The organism is Aeromonas sp. S16(2024), from assembly GCF_041403065.1.
Lineage (GTDB): Bacteria > Pseudomonadota > Gammaproteobacteria > Enterobacterales > Aeromonadaceae > Aeromonas.
Genome location: NZ_JBGLQX010000024.1, coordinates 1 through 24,771 on the forward strand (window position 1 = coordinate 1; position 24,771 = coordinate 24,771).

Annotated in this window: 20 protein-coding genes and 1 pseudogene; 14 read left to right on the forward strand and 7 right to left on the reverse strand. The window is 62.2% G+C overall.

Annotation, left to right across the window (positions count from 1 at the left end; translation table 11 throughout):
* The 3 genes from ACB030_RS16550 to ACB030_RS16560 all read left to right on the forward strand — a co-directional run.
* Nucleotides 1–3,073: beta strand repeat-containing protein (locus ACB030_RS16550; RefSeq protein WP_371161282.1), on the forward strand; the 3,073-nt coding region annotated here is incomplete at its 5' end.
* Between the two features lie 86 nt (nt 3,074–3,159).
* Nucleotides 3,160–3,717: a hypothetical protein gene (locus ACB030_RS16555; RefSeq protein WP_371161284.1), complete on the forward strand. Its 558-nt coding sequence runs from the start codon at nt 3,160–3,162 to the stop codon at nt 3,715–3,717.
* Between the two features lie 56 nt (nt 3,718–3,773).
* A complete protein-coding gene (locus ACB030_RS16560) occupies nt 3,774–4,475 on the forward strand; it encodes an SIMPL domain-containing protein (RefSeq protein WP_371161286.1) in 702 nt (233 codons plus the stop codon).
* A 222-nt stretch (nt 4,476–4,697) separates the two neighbouring features.
* On the opposite strand, the gene ACB030_RS16565 is transcribed toward ACB030_RS16560, so the two are convergent.
* Entirely contained in the window at nt 4,698–6,074 is a 1,377-nt protein-coding gene (locus ACB030_RS16565; protein ID WP_371161288.1) for an amino acid permease, read from the reverse strand.
* Nucleotides 6,075–6,432: 358 nt separating this feature from the next.
* Here ACB030_RS16565 and ACB030_RS16570 point away from each other — a divergent pair.
* Nucleotides 6,433–6,721 (forward strand): annotated as a pseudogene (locus ACB030_RS16570) (hypothetical protein).
* A 110-nt stretch (nt 6,722–6,831) separates the two neighbouring features.
* Here ACB030_RS16570 and ACB030_RS16575 read toward each other — a convergent pair.
* A complete protein-coding gene (locus tag ACB030_RS16575; protein WP_025327362.1) occupies nt 6,832–7,644 on the reverse strand; it encodes a pyruvate, water dikinase regulatory protein in 813 nt (270 codons plus the stop codon).
* 307 nt (nt 7,645–7,951) lie between these two features.
* On the opposite strand from ACB030_RS16575, the gene ppsA reads away from it, so the two are divergent.
* Together ppsA and modF are read left to right on the forward strand one after the other, a co-directional pair.
* Nucleotides 7,952–10,336, forward strand: coding sequence for a phosphoenolpyruvate synthase (ppsA, locus tag ACB030_RS16580; RefSeq protein ID WP_371161291.1), 2,385 nt, complete (start codon nt 7,952–7,954; stop codon nt 10,334–10,336).
* Between the two features lie 118 nt (nt 10,337–10,454).
* Nucleotides 10,455–11,915, forward strand: a complete 1,461-nt coding sequence (gene modF / locus ACB030_RS16585) for a molybdate ABC transporter ATP-binding protein ModF (protein ID WP_371161293.1) — start codon at nt 10,455–10,457, stop codon at nt 11,913–11,915.
* Nucleotides 11,916–11,944: 29 nt separating this feature from the next.
* Here modF and ACB030_RS16590 read toward each other — a convergent pair whose 3' ends face one another.
* The 3 genes from ACB030_RS16590 to ACB030_RS16600 form a co-directional block, all read right to left on the reverse strand.
* Entirely contained in the window at nt 11,945–12,115 is a 171-nt protein-coding gene (locus ACB030_RS16590) for a hypothetical protein (protein WP_371161295.1), read from the reverse strand.
* Nucleotides 12,116–12,132: 17 nt separating this feature from the next.
* A complete protein-coding gene (locus ACB030_RS16595; RefSeq protein ID WP_371161297.1) occupies nt 12,133–12,672 on the reverse strand; it encodes a hydrolase in 540 nt (179 codons plus the stop codon).
* Between the two features lie 84 nt (nt 12,673–12,756).
* On the reverse strand, nt 12,757–13,143 hold the full coding sequence (locus ACB030_RS16600) for a VOC family protein (RefSeq protein WP_371161299.1): 387 nt from the start codon (nt 13,141–13,143) through the stop codon (nt 12,757–12,759).
* A gap of 342 nt (nt 13,144–13,485) precedes the next feature.
* Between ACB030_RS16600 and ACB030_RS16605 the strand changes: the two genes are divergently transcribed.
* Nucleotides 13,486–14,307: a MetQ/NlpA family ABC transporter substrate-binding protein gene (locus tag ACB030_RS16605; RefSeq protein WP_247626476.1), complete on the forward strand. Its 822-nt coding sequence runs from the start codon at nt 13,486–13,488 to the stop codon at nt 14,305–14,307.
* Between the two features lie 75 nt (nt 14,308–14,382).
* Here the strand turns inward: ACB030_RS16605 and ACB030_RS16610 are convergent, their stop codons facing one another.
* A complete protein-coding gene (locus tag ACB030_RS16610; protein WP_371161302.1) occupies nt 14,383–15,105 on the reverse strand; it encodes a phosphatase PAP2 family protein in 723 nt (240 codons plus the stop codon).
* Nucleotides 15,106–15,397: 292 nt separating this feature from the next.
* Between ACB030_RS16610 and ACB030_RS16615 the strand changes: the two genes are divergently transcribed.
* From ACB030_RS16615 to dedD, 7 genes are all read left to right on the forward strand, one after another.
* Nucleotides 15,398–16,519, forward strand: coding sequence for a 4-phosphoerythronate dehydrogenase (locus ACB030_RS16615; protein ID WP_371161304.1), 1,122 nt, complete (start codon nt 15,398–15,400; stop codon nt 16,517–16,519).
* A gap of 154 nt (nt 16,520–16,673) precedes the next feature.
* A complete protein-coding gene (locus tag ACB030_RS16620) occupies nt 16,674–17,690 on the forward strand; it encodes an aspartate-semialdehyde dehydrogenase (RefSeq protein ID WP_139439503.1) in 1,017 nt (338 codons plus the stop codon).
* A gap of 315 nt (nt 17,691–18,005) precedes the next feature.
* Nucleotides 18,006–20,084, forward strand: a complete 2,079-nt coding sequence (locus ACB030_RS16625) for a FimV/HubP family polar landmark protein (protein ID WP_371161307.1) — start codon at nt 18,006–18,008, stop codon at nt 20,082–20,084.
* A 160-nt stretch (nt 20,085–20,244) separates the two neighbouring features.
* Nucleotides 20,245–21,054, forward strand: coding sequence for a tRNA pseudouridine(38-40) synthase TruA (truA, locus tag ACB030_RS16630; protein WP_205641980.1), 810 nt, complete (start codon nt 20,245–20,247; stop codon nt 21,052–21,054).
* A gap of 118 nt (nt 21,055–21,172) precedes the next feature.
* Nucleotides 21,173–22,036: an acetyl-CoA carboxylase, carboxyltransferase subunit beta gene (gene accD, locus ACB030_RS16635; protein ID WP_025327347.1), complete on the forward strand. Its 864-nt coding sequence runs from the start codon at nt 21,173–21,175 to the stop codon at nt 22,034–22,036.
* Between the two features lie 2 nt (nt 22,037–22,038).
* Nucleotides 22,039–23,298 carry a bifunctional tetrahydrofolate synthase/dihydrofolate synthase gene (folC, locus tag ACB030_RS16640; protein WP_371161310.1) on the forward strand — a complete coding sequence of 420 codons (1,260 nt, stop codon included), beginning with the start codon at nt 22,039–22,041 and terminating at the stop codon, nt 23,296–23,298.
* 170 nt (nt 23,299–23,468) lie between these two features.
* The gene (dedD, locus tag ACB030_RS16645; protein ID WP_371161312.1) at nt 23,469–24,254 is read left to right on the forward strand and encodes a cell division protein DedD; all 786 of its coding nucleotides are present in this window, start codon (nt 23,469–23,471) and stop codon (nt 24,252–24,254) included.
* 110 nt (nt 24,255–24,364) lie between these two features.
* On the opposite strand, the gene ACB030_RS16650 is transcribed toward dedD, so the two are convergent.
* A complete protein-coding gene (locus tag ACB030_RS16650) occupies nt 24,365–24,721 on the reverse strand; it encodes a TusE/DsrC/DsvC family sulfur relay protein (RefSeq protein WP_043132186.1) in 357 nt (118 codons plus the stop codon).
* Between the last annotated feature and the right edge of the window lie 50 nt (nt 24,722–24,771).

A 24,771-nucleotide genomic window follows, 5' to 3' on the forward strand; every position in this document is an offset into this window, starting at 1 on the left:
ACTCACCCCGCCGGCAGCCATTGGTCATTTCGATGACATTGGCAATGGCATCACGGTGACTGGGGTGAGTGGAGTCAGCTCGGCCTCGGTGGACCTGCAGATCCGTATCATCGACGATACGCCGCTGGCGGTAGATGATAGCGACAGCATTAAGGAAGGTCTGGGTAATGTGGCTGACGGTAACGTATTCACTGGTATGGGGGGGGCGGACAGCAATTTAACTGATGGCGTCTCTGACTCTATCGGTGCCGACACTGTGGCTGCTGGGACGGCCGTGACAGGCGCACGTACAGGCCTGGAAGGGGCGGGTGGTGCGCTATCTACAGTGACTGCGGCGGGTGTGTTGATAAGCGGTACATACGGCAATCTGTTGATCAAATCCGATGGCAGCTACACCTATACGCTGAAGACGGCCTCAATTCCGAACAATATTACGAGCGAAACCTTCACCTACCAGATTACTGATGGTGATGGTGATAACGACTTGGCTCAATTGAGTGTTGATTTTGTTCAAGATACGCGTATCCCAGTGCTTACCATCGGCAATACGACGGTGGACGAAGAGGGTCTGCCGGTGCGTGGCAGCGAGCCGGCAGGTTCGGCGGCGGCAGGCAACTCCGAGATATTCACCGGCAGCTTCACCGTCAACACGCAAGGTGAGAACCTCACAGCACTGACTATTGGCAGTGGGACCTACAACCTGGTCAGCGGCGGCAGCCAGACTCTGATAAACGATCCGCAGGGTACACTGATCGTGACCGGGGTGAGTGGCCCGAGCGCCGGTGTGTTCACGGTGAACTACACCTACACGCTCAAGGACAATGTGCTCACGCACAGCGTGCAAGGGGATGATGATACGGTCAATGGCCCGAGCTTCGTGGTGTCTGCCACGGATGCCACTGGTGACACTGGTACCGGCACCCTGCAGGTGGTGATCAGTGACGATGCCCCGACTGCGAATGCCGTGACCAACGCAGGCCAGGCTACGCAGGTCCAGAATACTAACCTGATGCTGATCCTCGATATTTCCGGCAGTATGGGCGATCCATCGGGGTATCAAGGCATGACCAGAATGCAGGTCATGCAGAAGTCGGCACTGGAGCTGCTCGATAAATACAGCGCCTATGGCAATGTGATGGTCAACATCATCACCTTTGCCACCTCTGCGGCCAACGCGACAGGTGTCTGGGTCACTGTCGATGCGGCCAAGACGATCATTCTTGGCCTCTCACCGACTAATTCAACCAACTACGATGACGCACTGAACGAGGCAATCAAGGCCTTTGGTGACAGCGGCAAACTCGTTGGCGCGCAGAATGTCTCCTACTTCATGTCCGATGGGTTGCCAAACGCGAATGCACTAAGCGGCGGCCCCGCCACGGTTCCCGACGGCAACAATTCTCTGGGAGGAGGAAATGGGATCGATGGTGATGGGGCGACGCTGAGTGGAGAGGCGAAGGATTGGGCTGACTTCCTGACGGCGAACAACATCAACTCCTTTGCGCTCGGGATGGGGTCTGGGGCTACTCAGTCGGCGCTCAATCCGATCGCCTACAACGGTGTCAGTGGTGCAAGCCCGGCGAACACCACCGCCGTGGTGGTGACGGACTTCAGTCAACTGGCGGCAACGCTCTTGAGCACTGTTGTGGCTCCGCCACTGGCCGGACAACTGATCGATGGGATAACAGCGACTACCGGGGCTGACGGTGGCTGGATCAATTCCATCACGGTTGCGGGCGTTACTTACACCTACAACCAGAAGACTGACTCAGCCAGCTCAAACACTGCAGCCGGTACCTTTAATACGGCGACCAACGAATGGTCCATTACGGTTGCCGGAGGCATCCTCAAGGTGGACATGGACAACGGTGTATATACCTATACTCCGCCGTCATCCATTCCGGTCGGTGGTATCAATCAGAGCTTTGGCTACAGCGTGATCGATAACGATGGGGATACTGCGTCCAGCACCTTGTCCATCATCGTCAATCCGGCGGTAGGTCCCACTGTGGTGCGTGATGACTTCATCATCACCAATCAGGATCCCTCTACCATCCCGGATTGGGCCCTGTTGGTGAACGATACGGGGCCGCTGGCGGCGACCCAGACGATCACCGGGGTCTCGGGGGCGCTCAGTGGCACGGTGACCGACAATGTGGGCTCGGTGACCTTCGACGATACCCCGGGCAATATCACACTCAGTACTTACGAGGGCTCGTTCAACTACACCAACAGCACGACCTCGGATACTGCCAAGGTGTTTGTGGATGTGCAGAGCGGTTCAACACTCACCGGGAGCTATCTCGACGAGATCCTGATTGGTGGATCTGGCAATGATACGCTCAACGGCAATGCCGGCAACGACATCCTGCTCGGTGGTGGCGGCAACGATGGGTTGAGCGGTGGAGATGGCAACGACATCCTCGTCGGCGGCGCAGGCAACGACACCTTGAACGGTGGCGCTGGCAACGACACTGCCAGTTACATCGACATCACAGGTGGCGTCGGTGTCACTGTGATGGTCAATGGCAACAACCAGGATACTGGTGGCGCTGGCACCGACAATCTGAGCAACATGGAGAACCTGGTCGGCTCGATGTTTGGTGACACTCTGACAGGTGATGGCAGTGCCAATATCCTCAGCGGCTTGGCTGGCAATGACACCTTGATAGGAGGCGGTGGCGACGATCTGCTGATAGGTGGTACTGGCAGTGACACCCTGACAGGCAGTGCTGGCAAGGATACCTTCAAGTGGCAGACGGGAGATGCCGGTGGTACCGACACCATCATGGACTTCACGACTGGGGTCAACGGAGATGTACTGGATCTGAGCGAACTGCTCAGTGGCGAGCACGCCAATGCGGCTACACTGGACCAATATCTTACCTTTGTATCATCAGGCCCGGGCACCAACAAATCGACCTTGACGATCGATCTGGATGGTTCGGGGAGTGGTACCACGACTCACAGTATCTTCTTTGACAATGTGGATCTGACGGCCAATTCGACACGGACCGATCTGCAAATCATTCAGGATCTGTTGAACCAGGGCAATCTCAAGGTCGACCCTTAATCAAACAATGGGGTCGGGTTTGCCCGGCCCCTGTTATTTGATGAAGTGGACGGCTAAGATAGCGGCAGTATCAGGAGAGGGTCACCATGCAGTCATTCAACTGGGTCGACATCGATGGCATTCGCTATAGCTGGGACGGGCAGGACAACATCGTCTGTACCGGCCGCTTTGGCTATCAGGCCGTGATGACGGGTGACAAGCTCAATGGTCTGGAGCTGGAGAGCGAAGATGGCGATGTGGCGGGGTTGCTCAATGTGGACTTTGCCGCCTCCAGCATCAGCTTCACGCCGGCAGAGGATGCCCCTTTGCCTCACATGGTGGTGCTGGTTGGCCATGAGTGGGGGCAGCAGGAGTATTCACTGCAGAGCCTGAGCGACAGCTCCTTGCAGGGGCTGCTCAGCCATGGTGAAGAGCTTGACTGGAGTAGCCTGGCGGTGGTGACGGCTTCCGAGCCTAGCATGCCATCGCAAGGTCACGTTCTGTCGTGGGATTCATTCCATTTCGAGGATGAGTCTCTGCTCGGGGCCGAGATGCCGTCGTCCGTGATCGCGAGCCACGGCAATCTGCTTGGAGGAGAGATCAGCATCAATATCGACATGACCAATCAGGTGCTGGAGCAGATCCCCCCATTGCACGATATATGAATCCCAATCGACGATGTGCATAATGGCCTCCATCTAATCGATGGAGGTTTTTTTCTATGTGGCGTTCCCTTCTTACCTTGTCTGCGCTCGTTGTCAGTGCTCCGCTGTTTGCCATCGAGGTGCCCGAGGCTCCCCATCTGGTGGTCAGCGGCTACGCGGAGCAGAAGGCTGAGCCCGATATGCTGACGCTCAACGTTGCCGTGACTGCGCTGGAGAAACAGGGCCTCAAGGCCAAGCAGCAGGTGGATACCAAGGTGGCCGCTTTCTTTGGCCAACTGGAGAGCCTCGGCATCAAGCGCAGCGATGTGGAGGCTGGCAATCTGGTGATCTCCCCCGAGTACCAGTATCCGCAGAACAAGCAGCCCGAGATGGTGGGTTACCGTGCCCAGCGCCAGTTGGCGGTCAAACTCTACCAGCTCGACAAGCTGAGCCAGCTGATGGATACCGCCCTCAAGGCGGGTCTGGAATCTGTCTCCCAGATTGAGTACGGCCTCAAATCGCCACAGGTCATCAAGGAGCAGGCGCGTCTTGGCGCTGTGGCAGATGCCACCAGCAAGGCGGAATCCCTGGCCAAGGCCTTTGGCATGAAGCTTGGCAAGGTGTACAGCGTCGAGTACCGCAACAGCTCCCCCATTCCTGTGTATAGCCGTGCCATGAAGGCGGCCGCGGCTCCCGCCGCCGACATGGCGGAGAACAGCTACCAACAGCAGCAGATCAGCATCACGGACAACGTGGAAGCCGTCTTCCTGCTGGAATGATGGACCCTTCAACCGGCCCTGACTTCTCCAAACCCGAGGCATCTGCCTCGGGTTTGTTGTTATAGGGCCTGTGCATGGACTCTGGGTGAACGCGCACAAGGGGGCGCGTCTTGTCTTTGCAGGTCAGGTGCGTAATGGGTTGTTTCATTCATGCCACAGGGAATTGGCGCATAAAAAAATGCCGGTCACTGACCGGCATTTTCGTAAGAGGAGCGGGGAGGCTTAGCCCAGATTGGTGGCCACTCGACCCTGGCGCTTCTGCTTGAACAGATAGCCCAGACCCAGCACCAGTACCCAGGCCGGGATCAGCTCGACCGAGATGCGGGTGCCGTCGTTCATGTACATGATCACCAGGATGGCGGCCATGAAGGCGAGGCAGAGGTAGTTGCCAAACGGGCTCCACAGCGCCTTGAACTTGGTGGTCACCCCCTCGGCAGCCTTGACCTTGCGGAACTTGAGGTGCGCCAGGCTGATCATGGCCCAGTTGATGACCAGGGCGGAGACCACCAGGGACATCAAGAGGCCGAAGGCCTTGCCCGGGATCAGGTAGTTGATCAGCACGCACAGCAAGGTGGCCGCCGCCGAGATGGTGATGGCGGTCAGGGGAACACCGCTCTTGTTGGTCTTGAGCAGGGCCTTGGGGCCGTTGCCCTGCTTGGCCAGGCCAAACAGCATGCGGCTGTTGCAGTAGACACAGCTGTTGTAGACGGAGAGCGCGGCAGTCAGCACCACCAGGTTGAGCACGTTGGCCACCAGGTTGCTGTCGAGCGCATGGAAGATCATCACGAACGGACTGCCGCCTTCGACCACCTTGCCCCAGGGGTAGAGGGAGAGCAGCACGGTCAGGGCGCCGATGTAGAAGATCAGGATGCGGTAGATCACCTGATTGGTGGCCTTGGGTATGCTCTTCTCGGGATTGTCCGCTTCCGCCGCCGTGATGCCGACCAGCTCCAGACCGCCGAAGGAGAACATGATGAAGGCCATGGCCATTACCAGGCCGCCCACCCCGTTGGGGAAGAAGCCGCCCTGGGCCCACAGGTTGCTGACCGTGGCCTCGGGACCGCCGGTGCCGGAGAACAGCAGGTAACCACCGAAGCCTATCATGCCGAGGATGGCCACCACCTTGATGATGGCGAACCAGAACTCCATCTCGCCGAACGCCTTGACGTTGGAGAGGTTGATGGCGTTGATCAGCACGAAGAAGAAGGCCGCCGACATCCAGGTCGGGATCTCGGGCCACCAGTACTGCACATAGATGCCGACTGCCGTCAGCTCGGCCATGCTCACCAGCACATAGAGCACCCAGTAGTTCCAGCCGGAGGCGAAGCCGGCGAAGTCACCCCAGTACTTGTAGGCAAAATGACTGAACGAGCCGGCCACCGGCTCTTCCACCACCATCTCGCCGAGCTGGCGCATGATGAGGAAGGCGATGAAGCCGCCGATGGCGTAACCAAGCAGCACCGAGGGGCCTGCCATCTTGATGGTGTCGGCAATGCCGAGGAACAGGCCGGTACCTATGGCACCGCCCAGTGCGATGAGCTGGATGTGGCGGTTTTTCAGGCCGCGCTTGAGCTCTTCGCCGTCTTGTTGAAGATCCATTCTTCCTTCCTTACGTCGCTGAATTCACTCGTCTCGCGCCTCGTCTGCCATGGCACCTCCTGTGCCCGGCGTGGCATCTTGTGCCGAAAACGTGACGAAATCCGTATTAATATCGTTACGGTTGGCCGCTAGCTGTTTTTTGTGGCGGCTACCAACCCGAGCAGAATAGTGATAATCGACCGCTTGTGCACCTGTTTTCCTCATCATTGGTTTGCTTTGTGGCCAATGTTCAGGTTTTTCATGATCTGGGAAGGGGTTTTGGAAGCGATTGCTGGTTTTATGGTCGATTGGTTTTGGTGCTATTGACCTGGAGGTGGTTTGGTGTGCTAGTAGCCTCTTTCAAGGAAGGACTCACATGATCGAAGGTATTGTCGGTGGCTTGCTGCTCGCCGCGCTCTGGCTGGGAGTCTGGATCTCCCATGTTGTTGACCATGGCAGCGGCCTGCTTGATGGTCTGGGGATGGCAGGGGGCAGATTATCTGGTGAACAACATCGCCATGGTGCTGGCGCTCGCCGCGGGGCTTGGTCTGCTACCCGCCTGCTGGTTGAGCGAGCGGGTGCGCAAACGCCACGGTTTGCTGCGTTTTCATGGCATCTTGATGAACAATAGAGAGCTCAACAAGCTCGGCTCCCGCACTCGCCCCTGATCCTCCTGACGCCGGCGGATCTGCTGGCGTCATTTCTCCCAGTCTTTCTGTTTCGTTATCTTGCCACTTGGCTATCGTTTCGCGCGTTTATCCTGCCTCTTTTATGTTATCTAGCAGAGTTGGCGGCGAAGACCGGTTGCCTCCAGTATCTTGGCGCTGATCTCCTCCACCGAGTGGGAGCTGGTGTCGAGGAAGCGGATCGCCTCCTGGCGAAACAGCCGCTCCACGCTCGCCAGCTCCTGCTCGCACTGCTCGAGAGAGGAGTAGCGACTGTTGGCGCGGCGCTGGTTGCGGATCTCGTGCAGCCGTTGGGGGGCTATGGTGAGACCGAACAGCTTGTGGCGGTTGGCCTTGAGCGGGGCGGGCAGCTCCAGCGAGCCCATGTCCTGCTCGATGAAGGGGTAGTTGGCGGCACGAATGCCAAACTGCAGCGCCAGATAGAGGCTGGTCGGTGTCTTGCCGCAGCGGGAGACCCCGATGAGGATGATGTCAGCCTCGTCATACTCCTTGGTGGTGATGCCGTCGTCATTGCTCAAGGCAAAGTTCACCGCCTCGATGCGATCGTCATAGAGCTTGCGGTTCTCCATGCCGTGGGTGCGGTGGAGCCTGGGCTCGGCCTTGATCCCGAGCTCCTGCTCGAGAGGGCTCACGAAGGTGTTGAGAAAATCGTGGCTGCTGGCCTGGGCCTTGAGTACCTCTTCCCGCACCAGGGGGTCGACTATGGTGTGAAACAGTATGGGACGCACCCCGGTCTGGCGAAATTGCTCATCGATGCGGGCCCGCACCTGGCGTGCCTTTTCCTGGGTCTCCACGAAGGGGATGGTGACCTGTTCGAAGACCAGCGGAAACTGGCTCAACACGGCATGACCGAACACCTCGGCGGTGATGGCGGTGCCGTCGGATACATAGAATACGGTGTGCACAGCGGACTCCTGTGGTGTGCTCCTGGGGGGTTGCGAGCATTCAGTATCTCTCGAAACCATATCTCTTTTGTCAACAGGTCTGCCATTCCCAAGTTGTGAACTCGCTTGCAAACCTGAGTCGTTACCTTTTTGTGTCGCCATTGTAGAATGTCTGTGTCAGACGGCCATCCCCAAATCTTGCTTGGGGATTTTTTTGACAATAAGTAGAAAACGTTTTCATGGTCGTTGGCAACACACACATACAAAAACACATGATTTGGCACAGCAGGTGCTCGGCACCCTGGCCCACCAACCTGGAGACATGCAAATGCAACAGTACGTACTCTGGTACGAACAGCTCGGAATGCAGGACGTTGAGCGCGTTGGCGGCAAGAATGCATCCCTTGGCGAGATGATCAGCAACCTCTCAGGTGCCGGCGTGTCCGTGCCGGGCGGCTTTGCGACCACCGCCTTTGCGTTTAACGAGTTTCTGGAGTTAAGCGGCCTCAACGGCAAGATCCACGACCTGCTCGACAGCCTGGATGTGGACGACATTGCCGCCCTCAACCGGGCCGGTCAGCAGATCCGTGACTGGGTGATCGACGCCCCGTTCCAGCCCGAGCTGGAGCAGGCGGTGCGTGATGCCTATGACAAGTTGAGCGCCGGCTTGGGTGATGGCATGAGTGCCTCCTTTGCGGTGCGCTCCTCCGCCACCGCCGAGGACATGCCGGACGCCTCCTTCGCGGGTCAGCAGGAGACCTTCCTCAACGTGCGCGGCATAGACTCTGTCATGACCGCCATCAAGCATGTGTTTGCCTCCCTCTTCAACGATCGCGCCATCTCCTACCGGGTGCATCAGGGCTATGACCACAAGGGTGTGGCCCTCTCGGCCGGGGTGCAGCGCATGGTGCGCTCTGACTTGGCCGCCTCCGGTGTCATGTTCACCCTGGATACCGAGTCCGGCTTCAACGATGTGGTCTTCATCACAGGCGCCCAGGGCCTGGGTGAGATGGTGGTGCAGGGGGCCGTCAACCCGGACGAGTTCTATGTCCACAAGCCGACCCTGAAGTCGGGTCGCCCCGCCGTGGTGCGCAAGACGCTCGGTTCGAAACTTATCAAGATGACCTACTCCGAGGATGCCGGTCACGGCCGTCAGGTGAAAATCGTCGACACCGTGGATGCCGAGCGCAACCGCTTCTGCATCACGGACGAGGAAGTGATGGCGCTGGCCAAGCAGGCACTCATCATAGAGCAGCACTATGGCCGCCCGATGGACATCGAGTGGGCCAAGGATGGTCAGGATGGCAAGCTCTATATCGTCCAGGCCCGTCCGGAAACCGTGCGCAGCCGCCAGGAGGCGAACACCCTGGAACGCTTTGCCCTCAAACAATCTGGCAAGGTGCTGATCGAGGGGCGTGCCATCGGCCACAAGATTGGCTCTGGCCCGGCGCGGGTCATCTCCTCCATCAGCCAGATGGACGAGGTGCAGCCCGGCGATGTGCTGGTTACCGACATGACGGATCCGGACTGGGAACCCATCATGAAGCGGGCCTCCGCCATCGTCACCAACCGGGGTGGCCGCACCTGCCACGCCGCCATCATAGCCCGTGAGCTCGGCATCCCGGCCGTGGTCGGCTGTGGCGACGCAACCGATCGCATCGAGACGGGTCAGCTCATCACCGTCTCCTGCGCGGAAGGGGATACCGGCTTCATCTACGACGGCGAGCTCGACTTCGACGTGGCGGTGACCGAGGTGGGCAACATGCCGCGCCTGCCCATCAAAGTCATGATGAACGTCGGCAACCCGGACCGCGCCTTCGACTTCGCCCAGTTGCCCAATGCCGGCGTGGGTCTGGCCCGTCTCGAGTTCATCATCAACCGCATGATAGGGGTGCACCCCAAGGCGCTGCTGGAGTTTGACAAGCAGAGCCCGGAGCTCAAGGCCACCATCACCAAGATGATCGCCGGTTACGACAGCCCCCGTGAATACTACGTGGCCAAGCTGAGTGAAGGGATCGCCACCCTGGCCGCCGCCTTCTGGCCGGAGCGGGTCATAGTGCGGATGTCGGACTTCAAGTCCAATGAATACGCCAACCTGGTGGGGGGCCGTGGCTACGAGCCCCACGAAGAGAACCCCATGATCGGCTTCCGTGGCGCGTCGCGCTACATCGCCGACAGCTTCCGCCCCTGTTTCGCGCTGGAGTGCGAGGCGATGAAACGGGTGCGCGACGTCATGGGCCTGACCAACGTCGAGGTGATGATCCCCTTCGTGCGCACCCTGGGCGAGGCGGAGCAGGTGGTGGAGATCCTGGCGGAGAACGGCCTGCGCCGTGGCGAACGTGGCCTGAAAGTCATCATGATGTGCGAGCTGCCCTCCAACGCCCTGCTGGCGGACAAGTTCCTCGAGCACTTCGACGGCTTCTCCATCGGCTCCAACGACATGACCCAGTTGACCCTGGGGCTGGATCGGGATTCGGGCCTCATCGCCCACCTGTTCGATGAACGCAACGAGGCGGTCAAGGCGCTGCTGGCGATGGCCATCCAGGCCGCACGCAAGGCGGGCAAGTACGTGGGCATCTGCGGCCAGGGGCCGTCTGACCACCCGGACTTCGCCGCCTGGCTGGTCGAGCAGGGCATAGATTCTGTGTCGCTGAACCCCGATACCGTGGTCGACACCTGGCTCTATCTGGCCGAGCAGCACAAGGCCGGCTAAGCCCGTCCCCCGCTTTTCAATGACACGGCGCCGCAATGGCGCCGTTTTTTTGATAGCGCCATTTTCTGGTACAAGGGAGAGGGAGCAAGGTGCTCCGCACGAATCACAGGACGACCCCATGACCTCATTGCAGTGGCAATCCGCCGCCCTGGCCCTTCGTGGCCACCACACTCTGGTTATTCCAGAACTTTGTCTCACCCCGCAGGACTGCTGGGCCTTCGTCGGCAGCAACGGCAGCGGCAAGACGGCGCTGGCCTCTGCCCTGTGCGGCGAGCTGGCCGTCCTTGCAGGGGAGGTGACTGGCCGGGTGAGGGCCGAGCGCCTCTCCTTCGAGTCGCAGCAGCGGCTGGGGGAGCTGGACTGGCGGCGGCGCAACACCGACATGCTGGGGGAAGAGGAGGAGGCAGGCTATCGGGTGTCGACCCTGATGCTGGAGGAGGGGGGAGAGGAGGTGCAAGCCCGCTCGCTGCTGGCGCGCTTCGGCATCGAGTCCCTGTGGGATCGTCCCTACCGTTACCTCTCGAGCGGGGAGGGGCGCAAGCTGCTGCTGGCCCGGGCCCTGCTGGGGCGGCCCGAGCTGCTGGTGCTGGACGAGCCCTTCGATGGCCTGGATCAGGACTCTCGCCAGGAGCTGATGGGGCTGCTGGCAGAGCTGGTCGGGGAGGGGCAGCGGTTGGTGGTGATCGTCAACCGCTTCGACGAGATCCCCCCCTTCGCCACCCACCTCGGCTTGCTCGGGGAGCTCAGCCTGCTGCTGGCGGGGGAGCGCGATGCCGTGCTCGGCAGCCGGGAGGTGGTCCAGCTGGCACGGGCCGAGGGGCAGAGTCCGCAGCTGCCCCCTCCGCTCCAGGCGCCCACGCCTTTGCCCCCCGGCCCCCGGGTACAGATGCGCGCCCTGCGCGTCGCCTACGGGGAGCAGGTCATCATCGACGGGCTCGACTGGACCATAGAGGAGGGAGAGCACTGGCAACTGGTGGGGCCCAACGGCGCCGGCAAGTCGACCCTGCTCGCCCTCATCACAGGGGATCATCCGCAAGGCTACAGCAATGATCTGCGTCTGTTCGGGCGGCGTCGGGGCAGTGGCGAGAGCATCTGGGAGATCAAGCGCCACATCGGCCTGGTGAGCCCGGCGCTGCACCTGGACTATCGCGTCAATTGCTCGGTGCAGGCGGTGATCCTCTCCGGCTTTTATGACTCCATCGGTCTCTATACCCGCCCGGGGGATCGCCAGCTGGCGCTGGCCAAGGAGTGGCTGGCCCTGCTGGGGCTGGCAGAGCAAGGGGCGCAGCCCTTCCACGCCCTCTCTTTTGGTCAGCAGCGCCTGGTGCTCATCGCCCGGGCCCTGGTCAAGCATCCGCCGCTGCTCATCCTGGACGAGCCCCTGCAGGGGCTGGATCCCTTGAACCGCCATCTGGTGCGGGAGATGGTGGTGCGCCTCATAGGGGAAGGCACCCAGCTGCTGTTCGTCTCCCACCACCCCGAGGATGCGCCCCCCGGCCTCAGCCACCGGCTGAGCTTCGTGCCAGATGGCGTGGGGGGTTATCGCTATCTGCAGGAGCGGTTGACGCAACGCGTGTAGGCTCTTCGGCAGACCACTTGGAAGATTTATCACGCACCGGACAGCAGAGGAGGGTAGCCCAGCAGCAGCCACCAGAGTACGTAGAAGAGCAGGCTCCCCAGCCAGAGCCAGGCCAGATAGTGACGGGTTGCCGCCATGCCCGTCACCGTCACCATGAACGCCGTCCCGAACGCCATCAGGGCAAACAGAAAGGGAGCCATGTTGTCCATCATGGCGCTTATTTCACCAGAGAGAGGACCTCCCGAAACGCCGGATGGCGGCAATCCCCCATCAGCTCGTAGAGGCACATCTCCACCGAGGTGAGGGATGCCCCCCTGGCCGCCAGCTGACCGATGGCGAGCTCCCGGTTGGCGGCGGTGCGGGACGACACAGCATCCACCACCAGAGAGACCCGGGTGCCGCTCTCCAGAAGCCCCAGCACGCTCTGGTAGACGCAGATATGGGCCTCGATGCCGCACACCAGCCAGTGGCCGACCCCGGTTCCGGCGAGGGCATCGGCGACCGTCGGCTCCCCCAGGGCGCCGAAGCTGTACTTGGGCAGTACAAGGGTGCCTGCCTGCAGCGGCTGCAACTCGGGCACCGTGGCGCCGAGCTTGTCCGGGTTCTGCTCCAGCCAGACAACCGGCAGCCCCAGCGTCTTGGCTCCCTGCACCAGTCGGGCCGTGTTGGCGATGAGCGAGTCGCTCCCCTCCACCAGGCGGGCCAGCTTGCCCTGGATATCGACCACCAGCAGGCCGGTGTTGCGGCTTTCAAGCATGATTTTCTCCTTTGTTTGTGGCGAGCTTCCTGGCCCCGAGCTCAAAGACGCCGGGCTCTTGCTGACAAGCTGCACGGCGCCCCTTCACGCGCTCGTCATGCCAGGGGGGTCAAGGTAGGCCAGGGCCTCTATGTTGTTGCCGTCCGGATCGAGCAGGAAGGCGGCGTAGTAATTGGGGGCATAGTGGGGGCGCAGCCCCGGCTGCCCGTTGCAGGCAAAGCCGGCCCTGACGCCAGCCTGGTGAAACTCATCCACCTGGGCCGCGCTGCTTGCCGCGAAGGCGAGATGGCAGGGGGCACCCTGTTGGCCCCGCTCTATCAGGAAGCCCACCTTGTCGTGACCAACCCGGCCGAAACCTGCGGCGTCTTTGTCTGCCCACTTGAGTGTTATCAAGAGAGGAGCCAGCACGGTTTCATAGAAGCGTCGGCAGTCGTCGACGCGCACCACCTTGATTTCAACATGATCGAACACGGCTACTCCTTGTGCTGTCTGTGGGCTGAGCAGGCTCTCGGCACCCTTATCGGACCCCGTGAAGATGGGTATCGAATGACCACAATAAGCCGGTTTTGCGTCAAGCGGGGAGAGGGCAAGCCGCATAACTGCGTGCTCCGTCAAAGATTTCTCATCCAGGGGGTGGATGGGCTTTGCCTCTCTTTGGCCAAGCTTGCCCGGTTTTGTTGCTTGGCGAAGGGGAAAAGCTCTGTTATGGTGTCCTTAATTAGCCGTTTGGATGGCTAGATGGTTGTGGTGTCGGCCTTCATGATGACACCCGCGGCCCCACCATTTTGATGATCATTTCGACAGGGAGTTTCTATGCAGCGTCGTTCCTTCTTCACCCTCTCCGCCCTCGCGCTGCTCGCCAGCAGCCTGCCGCTGTCAGCCTTTGCCATCGATGAGGCGAAGAAAGAGATAGTGATAGGCACTACTGTCGGGGACTTCGCCGACATGGTGACCGACTCCATCAAGCCGCAGCTCGAGGCCAAGGGCTACAAGGTCAAACTGGTGGAGTTCACCGACTACGTGACCCCCAACATCGCCCTGGCGGACGGGTCGCTGGACGTCAACTGCTTCCAGCACAAACCCTATCTGGAGAGCTTCTCCAAAGACCGGGGCCTCTCCCTGGCCCCCATCACCCAGGTACCGACCGGTCCCATGGGGCTCTACGCCGGCAAGCTGGGGGACCTCAAGGCCCTGAAAGAGGGCAGCACTGTCGCCATTCCCAACGATCCCACCAACCAGGCGCGGGCCCTGCTGATGCTGCAGGATCTGGGCTGGCTCACCCTCAAAGAGGGGATCAACCCCCTCAAGGCGAGCGAATTCGATGTGGTGAAGAACCCCCACGACATCAAGCTGGTGTTGCTGGAGGCGGCGCAACTGCCCCGCTCCCGTGAAGACGTGGACTTCTCCGTCATCAACGGCAACTTCGCCGCCTCGAGCGGGATCCCCTTCAGCACGGGTCTCTTCCTCGAGCGCAGCTATGACTTCATCAACTGGGTGGTGGTCAAAGGGGCCGATGCGGACAAGCCGTTCGCCAAGGATGTGGCGGCGGCCTACAACTCCCCCGAGTTCAAGGCCTATGCCGCCAAGCGCTTCGTCGGCTACAAGTACCCTCAGGGCTGGCAGAGCCAGGGCTGAGAGCAGAGCCAGGGCTGAGAGCAGCACCTGCAACGAAAAACGGGCACCAGGGTGCCCGTTTTTTCATCTGGGAGATCAGTAGCGGTGCAGCCACCAGCGGGCGGCGACGAGGGCGGTGAGGCTGCCAAGCAGGGCGCTCGCCAGCACGTCCAGGGGCCAGTGCATGCCGATCAGGGCGCGCGACAGGCCGATGCCGATGGCCCAGAGCGGCAGCAGCCAGACCCCGGCGGGGGCCCGGGCCAGCCAGATCAGCCCGAAGAACTGGGCCAGGCTCATGGCGGCTATGCTGTGGCCGGAGGGGAAGGCGTAGTTCACCTCCGTCTGCCAGTGGTGGCCGAGCCAGGCAGGCAGCGCCAGCAACTGGGTCGCGGCGTGGACCTGTTCGCTGCGAAGCGCACTGCTGCCGGCATAGAACTGGCGGATGGCGGGGATAAGCTCCTGACTCTCCAGCCAGAGCAGATAGGGCCTTGGCTCCTCGGTCAGCTGCTTGATGAGGCTCTTGATGATCCAGTCGCTCGCGAGCGCGGCAAAGAGGGCGCCCGCGAGGGCCAGCAGGGCGGTGTGGCCGAGCGTCAGCTTGTGTCGGGTCAGCAGCAGCAAGGCGGCGATGGTGATGGCAAGGCCGGGCAGGTCCACCATGCGGGTGAGGGCATAGGGCCACCAGAGCCAGTCCGATTGCAGGGCACCCGTCATGAAGGGCTGCCAGGGCAGGCAGACGAGCAGCAGCAGCGGCAGCAGCAGTATGGCGTTGAAACCAAGCACCCGGCGGCGTGGCAACGAAGAGGCATGAGTCAGCATGAGAGGGCTCGTAACAGGTGCACATGACAGGGCGGATGATAAAGAGGCGTCATTGTGCCAGCCCGTCCCCCCTGGTCAAGCCAGGGGGCGCGAGGGCAACATGTTGTTACATATGAGTGCGACGCTCCATCTGTGGATGCCCGGGAACCCGCTTCGACGCCCTGGCTCCCTGTCGCCCTAAGAGAGCGGCGCACTCTTTGCCCACGACAGCCCGAGAACAAGTCTCTGAAAATTCGGCCCGCTTGGGCTAGAATGGCGCGCCTGTGGCCGGTTGTGGATGAGAAGAGAGCCGATGAAGATCGTCGTTGATGAAAATATGCCCCATGCCTGCGAGCTGTTTGCCGAGTTTGGCGAGGTCGTCCCCCTGCCCGGACGGCAGATAGGGGCGGCGGATCTGCAGGATGCCGACGTGCTGCTGGTGCGCTCGGTGACCCGGGTCGATGCCGGGCTGCTCGCCAGCTGCCCGCGGCTGGCTTTCGTCGGCACCGCCACCATAGGCACGGATCACATCGACACCGCTCTCCTGGCCGAGCGGGGCATCCCCTTCTTCAGCGCCCCCGGCTGCAACAAGTATTCGGTGGGCGACTATGTGCTCTCGGCCCTGCTGTTGCTGGCGGAGCGCCATGAGCTCAGCCTCGATCGAATGAGCCTCGCCGTCATCGGCGCCGGCAACACGGGGGAGTGCGTGGCGGGCAAGGCAGAGGCGCTCGGCATGAAGGTGCTGCGCTGCGATCCGCCGCGGGCACGCACTGAGGGCGGTGCGGGTTTTGTCGATTATCAGACGGCCCTTGGGGCCGATATCGTCAGCTTCCATGTGCCCCTGACCCGCGAGGGGCAGGATGCCACCTTCCACCTGCTGGGGGAGCGGGAGATAGCCGCGCTGCCCGGGGGCCAGTTCCTTATCAATGCCTCCCGGGGGGAGGTGTGGGACAACCAGGCCCTGCTCGCCCGTCAGTTGGGTGACGAGCCATTGCGGCTGGTGATGGATGTGTGGGAAGGAGAGCCTGAGCCGCTCGCCGCCCTGGTGCCCCATACCGAGCTCGCGACCCCGCACATCGCCGGCTACAGCCTGGAGGGTAAGGCCCGCGGCACCTGGATGCTCTATCAGGCGCTCTGCCAGCAGTTGGGGCGCGTGCCACGCCAGGATCTGCAATCCCTGCTGCCCGCCCCCGAGGTGCGCGAGCTGACGCCGGGTCAGAGCGCCGATCAGGGGTTGATCAAGAAGCTGGTCCACCTCATCTATGACGTGCGCCGGGACGATGCCCGTTTTCGCAACCGGATCGGGCTGCCCGGCAGCTTCGATGGGCAGCGCAAGGACTACCCGGAGCGGCGTGAGCTCTCCTCCTTGCAGGTCAGCGGCCCCTTCGCCTGCGACAGGCTGGCCCGGCTGGGCTTTGCCATCTCGCAACAATAAACCGGAATTCATGCGGGGGGCTTCGATCACCAGATCGGGGTCACCCGTCTCGGCCCGGCACCCAGCCGGCCGACCATCAGACAGATCACGCTTGCCACCCCTGATGCCGACCCGGTCGGCCTCATCGGCGGGCAATACACAGGAGAGAACATCAGTGAGTCAACAATTCAACGTAGCGGTACTGGGTGCAAGCGGCGCCGTGGGTCAGGCCATGATCGAGATCCTGGAGGAGCGTGCCTTCCCGGTCGCCACCCTCTATCCCCTGGCCTCCAGCCGCAGCGCCGGTGACACCGTGCGCTTTGGCGGCAAGAACATCGAGATCAAGGATGTCGAGGAGTTTGACTGGAGCCAGGTGCAGATCGCGCTCTTCTCCGCCGGGGCCGAGGTCTCTGCCAAGTGGGCGCCCATCGCGGCCGAGCAGGGCTGCATCGTCATCGACAACACCTCCTGCTTCCGTTACGACGAAGACATCCCCCTGGTGATCCCGGAAGTGAACCCGGATGCCCTGGCGGATTTTCGCAACCGCAATATCATCGCCAACCCCAACTGCTCCACCATACAGATGCTGGTTGCCCTCAAGCCCCTGCAGGACGAGGTGGGCATAGCCCGCATCAACGTGGCGACCTACCAGTCCGTCTCCGGCTCCGGCAAGGAAGGGGTGAGCGAGCTGGCGGGCCAGACCGCCCATCTGCTCAATGGCCGTCCGGTGGAGCCGACTATCTATCCGCAGCAGATCGCCTTCAACCTCATTCCGCAGATCGACAGCTTCACCGACAACGGTTACACCCGCGAAGAGATGAAGATGGTGTGGGAGACCCAGAAGATCCTGGGGGATGCCAGCATAGCCGTGAACCCCACCTGCGTGCGGGTGCCTGTCTTCTACGGGCACGCCGAGGCGGTCCACGTCGAGCTGCACCAGCCGCTGGACGCCGAGCAGGTCAAGGAGCTGCTGCGCAATGCCCCCGGCGTCACCCTGTTTGACGACGATGCGGACTACCCGACCCCGGTGCGCGACGCCACCGGCAAGGACGAGGTGCTGGTTGGCCGGGTGCGCCAGGATATTTCTCACCCGAGCGGTATCAATATGTGGATCGTGGCCGATAACGTTCGTAAGGGCGCGGCGACCAACAGCGTGCAGATTGCCGAGCTGCTGGTGCGCGACTACCTCTGAGGCCGTCTTGCGGCCAGTGGCGGGGAGGGAGCCCCGCCCGAGGAGATGAGCCAGGGTCCCGGGATGTGACCGGGGGCGCACTCTCCAGTTTTAAGAATGTCGCGTGATATCAGTGGACTAGGTTTTTTTCTACACTCGGGTTCACGTCTGGGACTCACATCTGGCCTGGATCGGGTTCGCGCCTGATAGACGCCGGACGGGAAATATGTCGGATTGCTGGCTTGAGACCGGCGGCTGATTTATATTGAGCCGATTGTTTTGGGGTAACTATCCAGATTTTTCAATGTGATAGGGCCATCATACGAAGGAACGAATATGGGACATTCCCGCATAACGCTGGCAACGCTACTCGCATTGGGTCTTCTGGGCACGGCTCAGGCCGATGAGGCGGGGCGAGAGCCTTTCTTTGTCGAGCTCAAGGGCCCGGACGGTGCCGCGCCTCCTGTCGTTCAGCCTCAGGCCCAGCCCGTGGCACCGGCCCAGCCGGCTCCCAGGGCTCAGCCCACAGTGCGTCAGGCGCCCAGCGCGGCGGCGGGCAGCTATGGCCCTGTCCGTTCTACCGATACCCTCTGGAGCCTGGCGAGCAAGCATCGCCCCTCCAACCGGGTGACCGTCTACCAGACCATGGTGGCGATCTATGACAAGAATCCCAAGAGCTTTGCCGACGGCAACATCAACCACATTTTGGTGGGATCCCGCATTCTGCTGCCAAGCGCCGCCGAGGCGGGCCGCATCACGGACGCCGAGGCCCGCCGCCGCTTCAACAGCGACAACGCCAGCTGGAAGGGGCTGAGCCCCAAATACCTGGCCGAGAAGCAGCCCCATCCGGTGGCGACCAAACCGGCGGCCAGCGCGCCGGTCAAGGTCGTGGCCAAGGCGGCCCCCCTTCCGACCGCCCCCAAGGTGAGCGCGCCCCAGGCGGCGACCGAGGTGACGGCGATCGCCAAGGCGGTCGAACCGGCGGCGAGTGCCGCCGCACCAACCGCTGCCCCGGCCCCCTTGCCGGTCAGTGCCGCGACCGTGGTGGGCAAGCCCTCCACCGAGATGGCGCTGGCGCTGGAAGATGCCAACGCCCAGCTCGGTCAGGTCACCGAGATGAACCACAGGCTCAAGCTGCGCCTGCAGTCCCTGACCGAAGAGGTGGAGACCCTCAAGGCCCAGTTGCAGGATCAGACCGCGCTGCAAAAAGAGGTGGCGGAGCTCAAGGCCAAGCCGGTGCCGCCCGTGGTGGCCCCCGAACCCAAGCAGAACTGGGTGATGGAGCTGCTCGCCTCGCCGCTGAACCTCGCCATGATCATCCTGCTGCCCGTGCTGCTGGTGCTGGCGCTGGTGACGCTCTGGCTGCGGGCCCGCGCCCGCCGCGAGCTGGAAGAGCAGGAGAAGAGCCTGTCGGAGTCAACCTCCATGGTGATGGGGGAGGAGAGCAGCGAGTTTGATCAGCTGATGACGGTCGGCATCGCCGATGACGAGCCCATGCACCCCATGGCGGATCTCAATGAGCCGGCTGGCAATGGCAGTCAGGAGGGGGCCAATGCCCCGACGGACGTCGTCTTCAGCGATGACGAGATGTCCCTGTCCGCCTTCGATGTGGAGCCCGCGGTGACGACGGCCAACCGGGATCCGGATCTGGTGCCCGAGCTGGACCTGGCTCTCGACGGAGGCTTCGAGCTGCCCCGGGCCCCCGAGCTCGATCTCTCCGGCGAGTCCGAGACCAGGGCCCGGGCCAACGACGAGATCATGAGCGAGGAGGAGCTGCAAGCGGCCCTGTTCGCCGAGCTGGATGCCGATCTCGAGGCCGATCTCAGTCAGGCGCAGGCGCAGAGCAGAAGCCAGCGCGATGGGGCGCTCGCCAAGTTTGATCTCAGCGATCTCGAGACCGACTTCCACGAGCCTGCCACCGACGCCCGGGGCGACGACGCCTATGGCAAGGATGATATCGATGACATGCTGGCCGAACTCGGGCTTGAGCCCACCAAGCCGGCGGCGCCGGCCTGGGATCCCAACGAGCTGGCCCTGGCGGACTTCGAGGATGCCTTCACCGAGGCGGAGCCCCATCAGGGCGATCTGAAGCCCCGTGAGCAGGCGCAGGCGAACGACTACGTGGAGATAGACAAACTCCTGGCCGAGGCCAACGCCAGCAGCACGGAGCAGGAGCCCTATCAGGGCTTCTCCCTGGACGTGGGGCTGGATGGCTTCCCCGAGGTGTTGCCGGAGTCCACCGGGTTCGATGTGGATGCCGATGACGGCGGGGTGGGGGCCAAGCTGGATCTGGCCCGGGCCTACCTCGAGATCGACGACAAGGAGAGCGCCCGCGAGCTGCTGCAAGAGGCGGCGGCCCAGGGCAGCGAGCACCAGCGCAGCGAAGCCGAGAAGCTGCTCAGGCGCCTGGGGTGATCCCCTTTGCCGGTGATGAACACAGAGGGCAGCCCGCGGGCTGCCCTCTTTCATCCAGGTCGCTGGCACGGGATGCCGGCCCGAACTGGGACTTTTGGGCCCAAGGGCGTATAATCCGGCCCGTTTCTTTCATCCTTTCCCCACAAGACAAGATTCATCCATGCGAATTGCCCTAGGTATTGAATACGACGGCAGCCGGTATTTCGGCTGGCAGCGTCAGCGCGAAGTGATCAGCGTGCAGGCCGAACTGGAAAAAGCCCTCAGCCGCATCGCCAACCACCCCGTCTCCATCCAGTGCGCCGGTCGTACCGATGCCGGGGTGCACGCCACCGGCCAGGTGATCCACTTCGATACCGAGGCCAGCCGCGCCGAGGGGGCCTGGACCCTGGGGCTCAACTCCAACCTGCCGCCGGACATCGCCGTGCGCTGGGTCAAGGAGGTGGACGAGAACTTCCACGCCCGCTTCAGCGCCACCGCCCGTCGCTACCGTTATGTCATCTACAACCATAACTTCCGCCCGGCCATTCTCGGCAGCGGCGTCAGCCACTACCACGAGACCATAGACGCCGACCTGATGCACCAGGCGGGCCAGAGCCTGCTGGGTGAGCACGACTTCAGCACCTTCCGCGCCATCGCCTGTCAGTCCAACACCCCCTGGCGCAACGTGACCCACCTGTGCGTCAGCCGCTCCGGCCCCTACATAGTGCTCGACATCAAGGCCAACGCCTTCCTGCACCATATGGTGCGCAACATCACCGGCTCCCTGCTGCTGGTGGGGCAGGGCCTCAAACCGGTGGAGTGGATAGCCGAGGTGCTGGCGGCAAAGGATCGCAATCTGGCGGGGCCGACCGCCAAGGCGGGGGGGCTTTATCTGGTGGACGTGGACTACCCGGCAGAGTTTGCCCTGCCGCAGTTGCCGCTCGGCCCGCTGTGGCTGCCGGACTCGGCACCGGGTACGACCAGTTTTTAGTAACTGGGCCCGAAAATTTGTGGTTTAATGATCCGTCATTTATTGCCATCGAGCCGTAAGTCATTGAACAATCAAGGCCCGATGCGTTTTGTCAGGCACAAAAGCATTAAGGAATTCCATGAGCTGGCTTGAGAAGATCCTTCCCAAGAGCAAGATCACTACACCGCGTCGTCACAACATTCCGGAAGGGGTGTGGACCAAGTGTACCGCTTGCGAACAGGTGCTCTACCGGGCAGAACTGGAGCGCAATCTCGAAGTGTGCCCCAAGTGTGATCATCATATGCGGATCAGCGCCCGCGCCCGCCTCGAGAGCTTCCTCGACGAGCAGGGCCGCACCGAAGTCGGTGCCGAGCTGGAGCCGCAGGACATCTTGAAATTCAAGGATTCCAAGCGCTACAAGGATCGTTTGTCTGCCGCTCAGAAAGAGACGGGAGAAAAAGATGCGCTGGTGGTGATGAAGGGGACCCTCAAGGGGGTGCCGGTCGTCGCCTGTTCATTCGAGTTCTCCTTCATCGGTGGCTCCATGTCCTCCGTGGTCGGTGCCCGCTTCGTGCGCGCCGTCGAGGAGTGCATCAAGGAAGGCCGCGGCCTGGTCTGCTTCTCCACCTCAGGTGGGGCGCGGATGCAGGAGGCGCTCTTCTCCCTGATGCAGATGGCCAAGACCAGTGCGGCGCTCGATCGCCTCACCAAGGCGGGCCTGCCCTTCATCTCTGTGCTGACCGACCCCACCATGGGGGGCGTCTCCGCCAGTCTGGCCATGCTGGGTGACATCAACGTGGGCGAGCCCAAGGCGCTGATCGGCTTCGCCGGTCCCCGCGTCATCGAGCAGACAGTGCGCGAGAAGCTGCCGGAAGGCTTCCAGCGCTCCGAGTTCCTGCTGGAGAAAGGTGCCATCGATCTCATCATCGACAGGCGCGAAATGCGCAACCGTCTGGCTGGCCTGCTGGCCAAGCTGATGAACACTCAGGTCATCGAAGACTGAACATGAGTTCGCACATGCAACAATCTCAAAGCCGGTCGCTGGTCGACTGGCTTTCTTATTTGGAACAGATCCACCCGGTCAACATCGACATGGGGCTGGAGCGGGTCGGCGCCGTTGCCCGGCGCATGGGCCTCACCCAGTTGCCGTTCAAGGTGATTACTGTGGCGGGCACCAACGGCAAGGGTTCCTCCTGCGCCATGGCCGCCAGCATACTGATGGCCGCCGGTTACCAGGTGGGTGTCTACTCCTCGCCGCACCTGCTGCGCTTTACCGAGCGGGTGCGTATCGACGGGGCCGAGCTCTGTGACAGCGAGCACTGCGCCGCCTTTGCCGAGGTGGAAGCCGCCCGTGGCGAGATTGCCCTTACCTTCTTCGAGTTCGCCACCCTGGCGGGCCTGTGGCTCTTCTGCCGCGCCGCCCCCGATGTGCTGCTGCTGGAAGTGGGGCTGGGCGGCCGGCTCGACGCCACCAATGTGGTGGAGTCCGATGTGGCCATGATCACCTCCATTGCGCTGGATCACTGCGACTGGCTGGGTGATACCCGCGAAGCGGTAGCGGTGGAGAAGGCCGGGGTGTATCGGGCGGGCAAACCCGCCATCAGCGGCGAGCCCAACCCGCCGGTCACCATCGCCAGCGAAGCGGCGCGCCTTGGAGCCTGTCTGCGTCAGGTCGGCCGCGACTTCCACGGCGATGAGCACGATGCAGACTGGGATTACCATGGCCTGAACCACTGGCTGGGGCTGCCCAAACCGGCCCTGCCGCTGATGAACGCGGTCACCGTGCTGGCGGCGCTGGAGTCCCTCGGCTTACCACTGCCTGAGTCTGCCATCCGTGACGGGCTGGCCAATGCCCGGCTGGCGGGGCGGATGCAGCGGCTGCAAAGCGATCCGCTCGTCATCGTCGATGTGGCCCACAATCCCCATTCGGCTGCCTATCTGGCGAGCCAGCTGCGCCAGATCCCCTGCAAGGGCAAGCGCCGCGCCGTGGTGGGCATGCTGAAAGACAAGGACATGGCAGGGTCGCTGGCCGAGCTCGATGGCCTCATCGACCAGTGGTTTCTGGCAAGTCTCACGGGTCCGCGCGCCGCGACGGCAGAGCAGCTTGCCGCCGCTCTCGGGGACGGGCAGGGCCCGGCGGCGACCTTTGATGGCGTGAGCGCGGCTTATCGGGCTGCCCTGGCCGCATCGAGTCCTGATGATATGGTCATCGTCTTTGGTTCGTTTTACACTGTCGCAGACGTGCTGGCCGGGCAGCCGGCCTGATGAATCCGGCCATCATCGTTGTCCATAAAAAGCAGCAGGATCTAAGCAACATGGGTGGAAATTAACTTGGCTGCGAGGTTGCAAAATAGCATGGCTGCTGGGGACCGTTCATCGTGGATGTCCGCACGATTGCAGGCCGTTGAGTCTAAGTAACATGGGTGGAAATTAACTTGGCTTCGAAGTTTCAAAATAGATTGGTGGGGACCGTCATCCTGGTCGCCCTGGTTGTCATCTTTTTGCCGGATCTGATGGACGGCAACAAGCTGGAGCAGAAGGAAGAGGCGTTTGCCAAGATCCCGCTGCGCCCCGAGCTTGAGCCCGCCAAGCCCGCCTTGCAGGTCTCTGCCGCCAGTACCCTGCCGGCCGATCACCTGGCGAGCCAGCAGCAGGCCTCTGCCGCCACCCAGTGGCAGGTGGAAGAGATCGGGGATACGGTGACCCTGGCCGCCAATCAGGCCTCTGCTGCCGCCCAGGCACAGCCAGCGACCCAGGCTGCGGCCAAGCCTGAGCCCAAAGCCGTGCCCAAGCCCGAGGTGGTGGCCAAGAAACCGGTGGAGCAACCCAAGCCCAAGCCGGTGCCCCCCAAGCCGGTCGAGGTGAAGAAGCCGGTGGAGAGCAAGCCGCAGGCGGGCCAGATCAAGTCCATGGACGATCTCATCGCGAGCAAGATGACGACCCAGGCGGCCACCCCGGCACCCGCGGCGGCGGCCCCGGCCCAGGGCAGCTGGATCCTGCAGCTTGGTGCCTTCAAGAATGCTGACAGCGTCAATGCCCTGGTGGGCAAGCTGCGGGCGGCCGGCTACTCGGCCCAGACCTCGCCGAGAACGCCGGTGCAGGGGCAGATCAACCGGGTCTTTATCGGGCCGGATGTCTCCAAGGCCAAGCTGCAGGGCATGCAGAGCAGGATAAGCCAGATGACGGGGCTGAGCGGCTCTGTGGTGGCCTACAACCCCTGATGGGGGTTTGACGAACGCCGAATAAAAAATACCGCGCCTCATTTCACAGATGGGCGCGGTATTTTTTTGGTATTTGTTGATGGTCTCTCAGCGAGGCGCGGGGCAGCTCTTTAGATGCACTTCACCGGCTTGGGCAGGCCGGCGATCTTGGTGGCCTGCTTGGCAGGTCCCTCGGGGAACAGCTTGTAGAGGTAGCGGCTGTTGCCCTTCTCGGGGCCGTATTGTTTCTCCATCGCCTTGACCAGGGCGCGGATGGCGGGGGAGGTGTTGAACTCCAGATAGAAGGCCCGCACGAAGCGCACCACTTCCCAGTGCGGCTCCTCCAGCACTATGCCCTCCTGCTCGGCCAATACCAGCGCCAGTGCCTCGCTCCACTCTTCGCTGTGGCGCAGATAGCCCTTGGCATCGGTCTCGATGAGTTGGCCGTTGAAATGCAGCTGATGGTGTTCGGACGGGTGCTCTGACATGGAGGCTCCTCGGGCTGTCGGGATTGGGCGGGCATGGTAGCGCCTTGATC

Coding starts and splice junctions, on each gene's coding strand:
- ACB030_RS16605 (WP_247626476.1), top strand. CDS start 13,486: ATGCAGCGTCGTTCCTTCTTCACCCTCTCCGCCCTCGCGCTGCTCGCC.
- ACB030_RS16625 (WP_371161307.1), top strand. CDS start 18,006: ATGGGACATTCCCGCATAACGCTGGCAACGCTACTCGCATTGGGTCTT.
- folC (WP_371161310.1), top strand. CDS start 22,039: ATGAGTTCGCACATGCAACAATCTCAAAGCCGGTCGCTGGTCGACTGG.
- ACB030_RS16555 (WP_371161284.1), top strand. CDS start 3,160: ATGCAGTCATTCAACTGGGTCGACATCGATGGCATTCGCTATAGCTGG.
- ACB030_RS16615 (WP_371161304.1), top strand. CDS start 15,398: ATGAAGATCGTCGTTGATGAAAATATGCCCCATGCCTGCGAGCTGTTT.
- ACB030_RS16560 (WP_371161286.1), top strand. CDS start 3,774: ATGTGGCGTTCCCTTCTTACCTTGTCTGCGCTCGTTGTCAGTGCTCCG.
- accD (WP_025327347.1), top strand. CDS start 21,173: ATGAGCTGGCTTGAGAAGATCCTTCCCAAGAGCAAGATCACTACACCG.
- modF (WP_371161293.1), top strand. CDS start 10,455: ATGACCTCATTGCAGTGGCAATCCGCCGCCCTGGCCCTTCGTGGCCAC.
- ACB030_RS16565 (WP_371161288.1), bottom strand. CDS start 6,074: ATGGATCTTCAACAAGACGGCGAAGAGCTCAAGCGCGGCCTGAAAAAC.
- ACB030_RS16610 (WP_371161302.1), bottom strand. CDS start 15,105: ATGCTGACTCATGCCTCTTCGTTGCCACGCCGCCGGGTGCTTGGTTTC.
- ACB030_RS16650 (WP_043132186.1), bottom strand. CDS start 24,721: ATGTCAGAGCACCCGTCCGAACACCATCAGCTGCATTTCAACGGCCAA.
- ACB030_RS16590 (WP_371161295.1), bottom strand. CDS start 12,115: ATGGCTCCCTTTCTGTTTGCCCTGATGGCGTTCGGGACGGCGTTCATG.
- ACB030_RS16595 (WP_371161297.1), bottom strand. CDS start 12,672: ATGCTTGAAAGCCGCAACACCGGCCTGCTGGTGGTCGATATCCAGGGC.
- ppsA (WP_371161291.1), top strand. CDS start 7,952: ATGCAACAGTACGTACTCTGGTACGAACAGCTCGGAATGCAGGACGTT.
- truA (WP_205641980.1), top strand. CDS start 20,245: ATGCGAATTGCCCTAGGTATTGAATACGACGGCAGCCGGTATTTCGGC.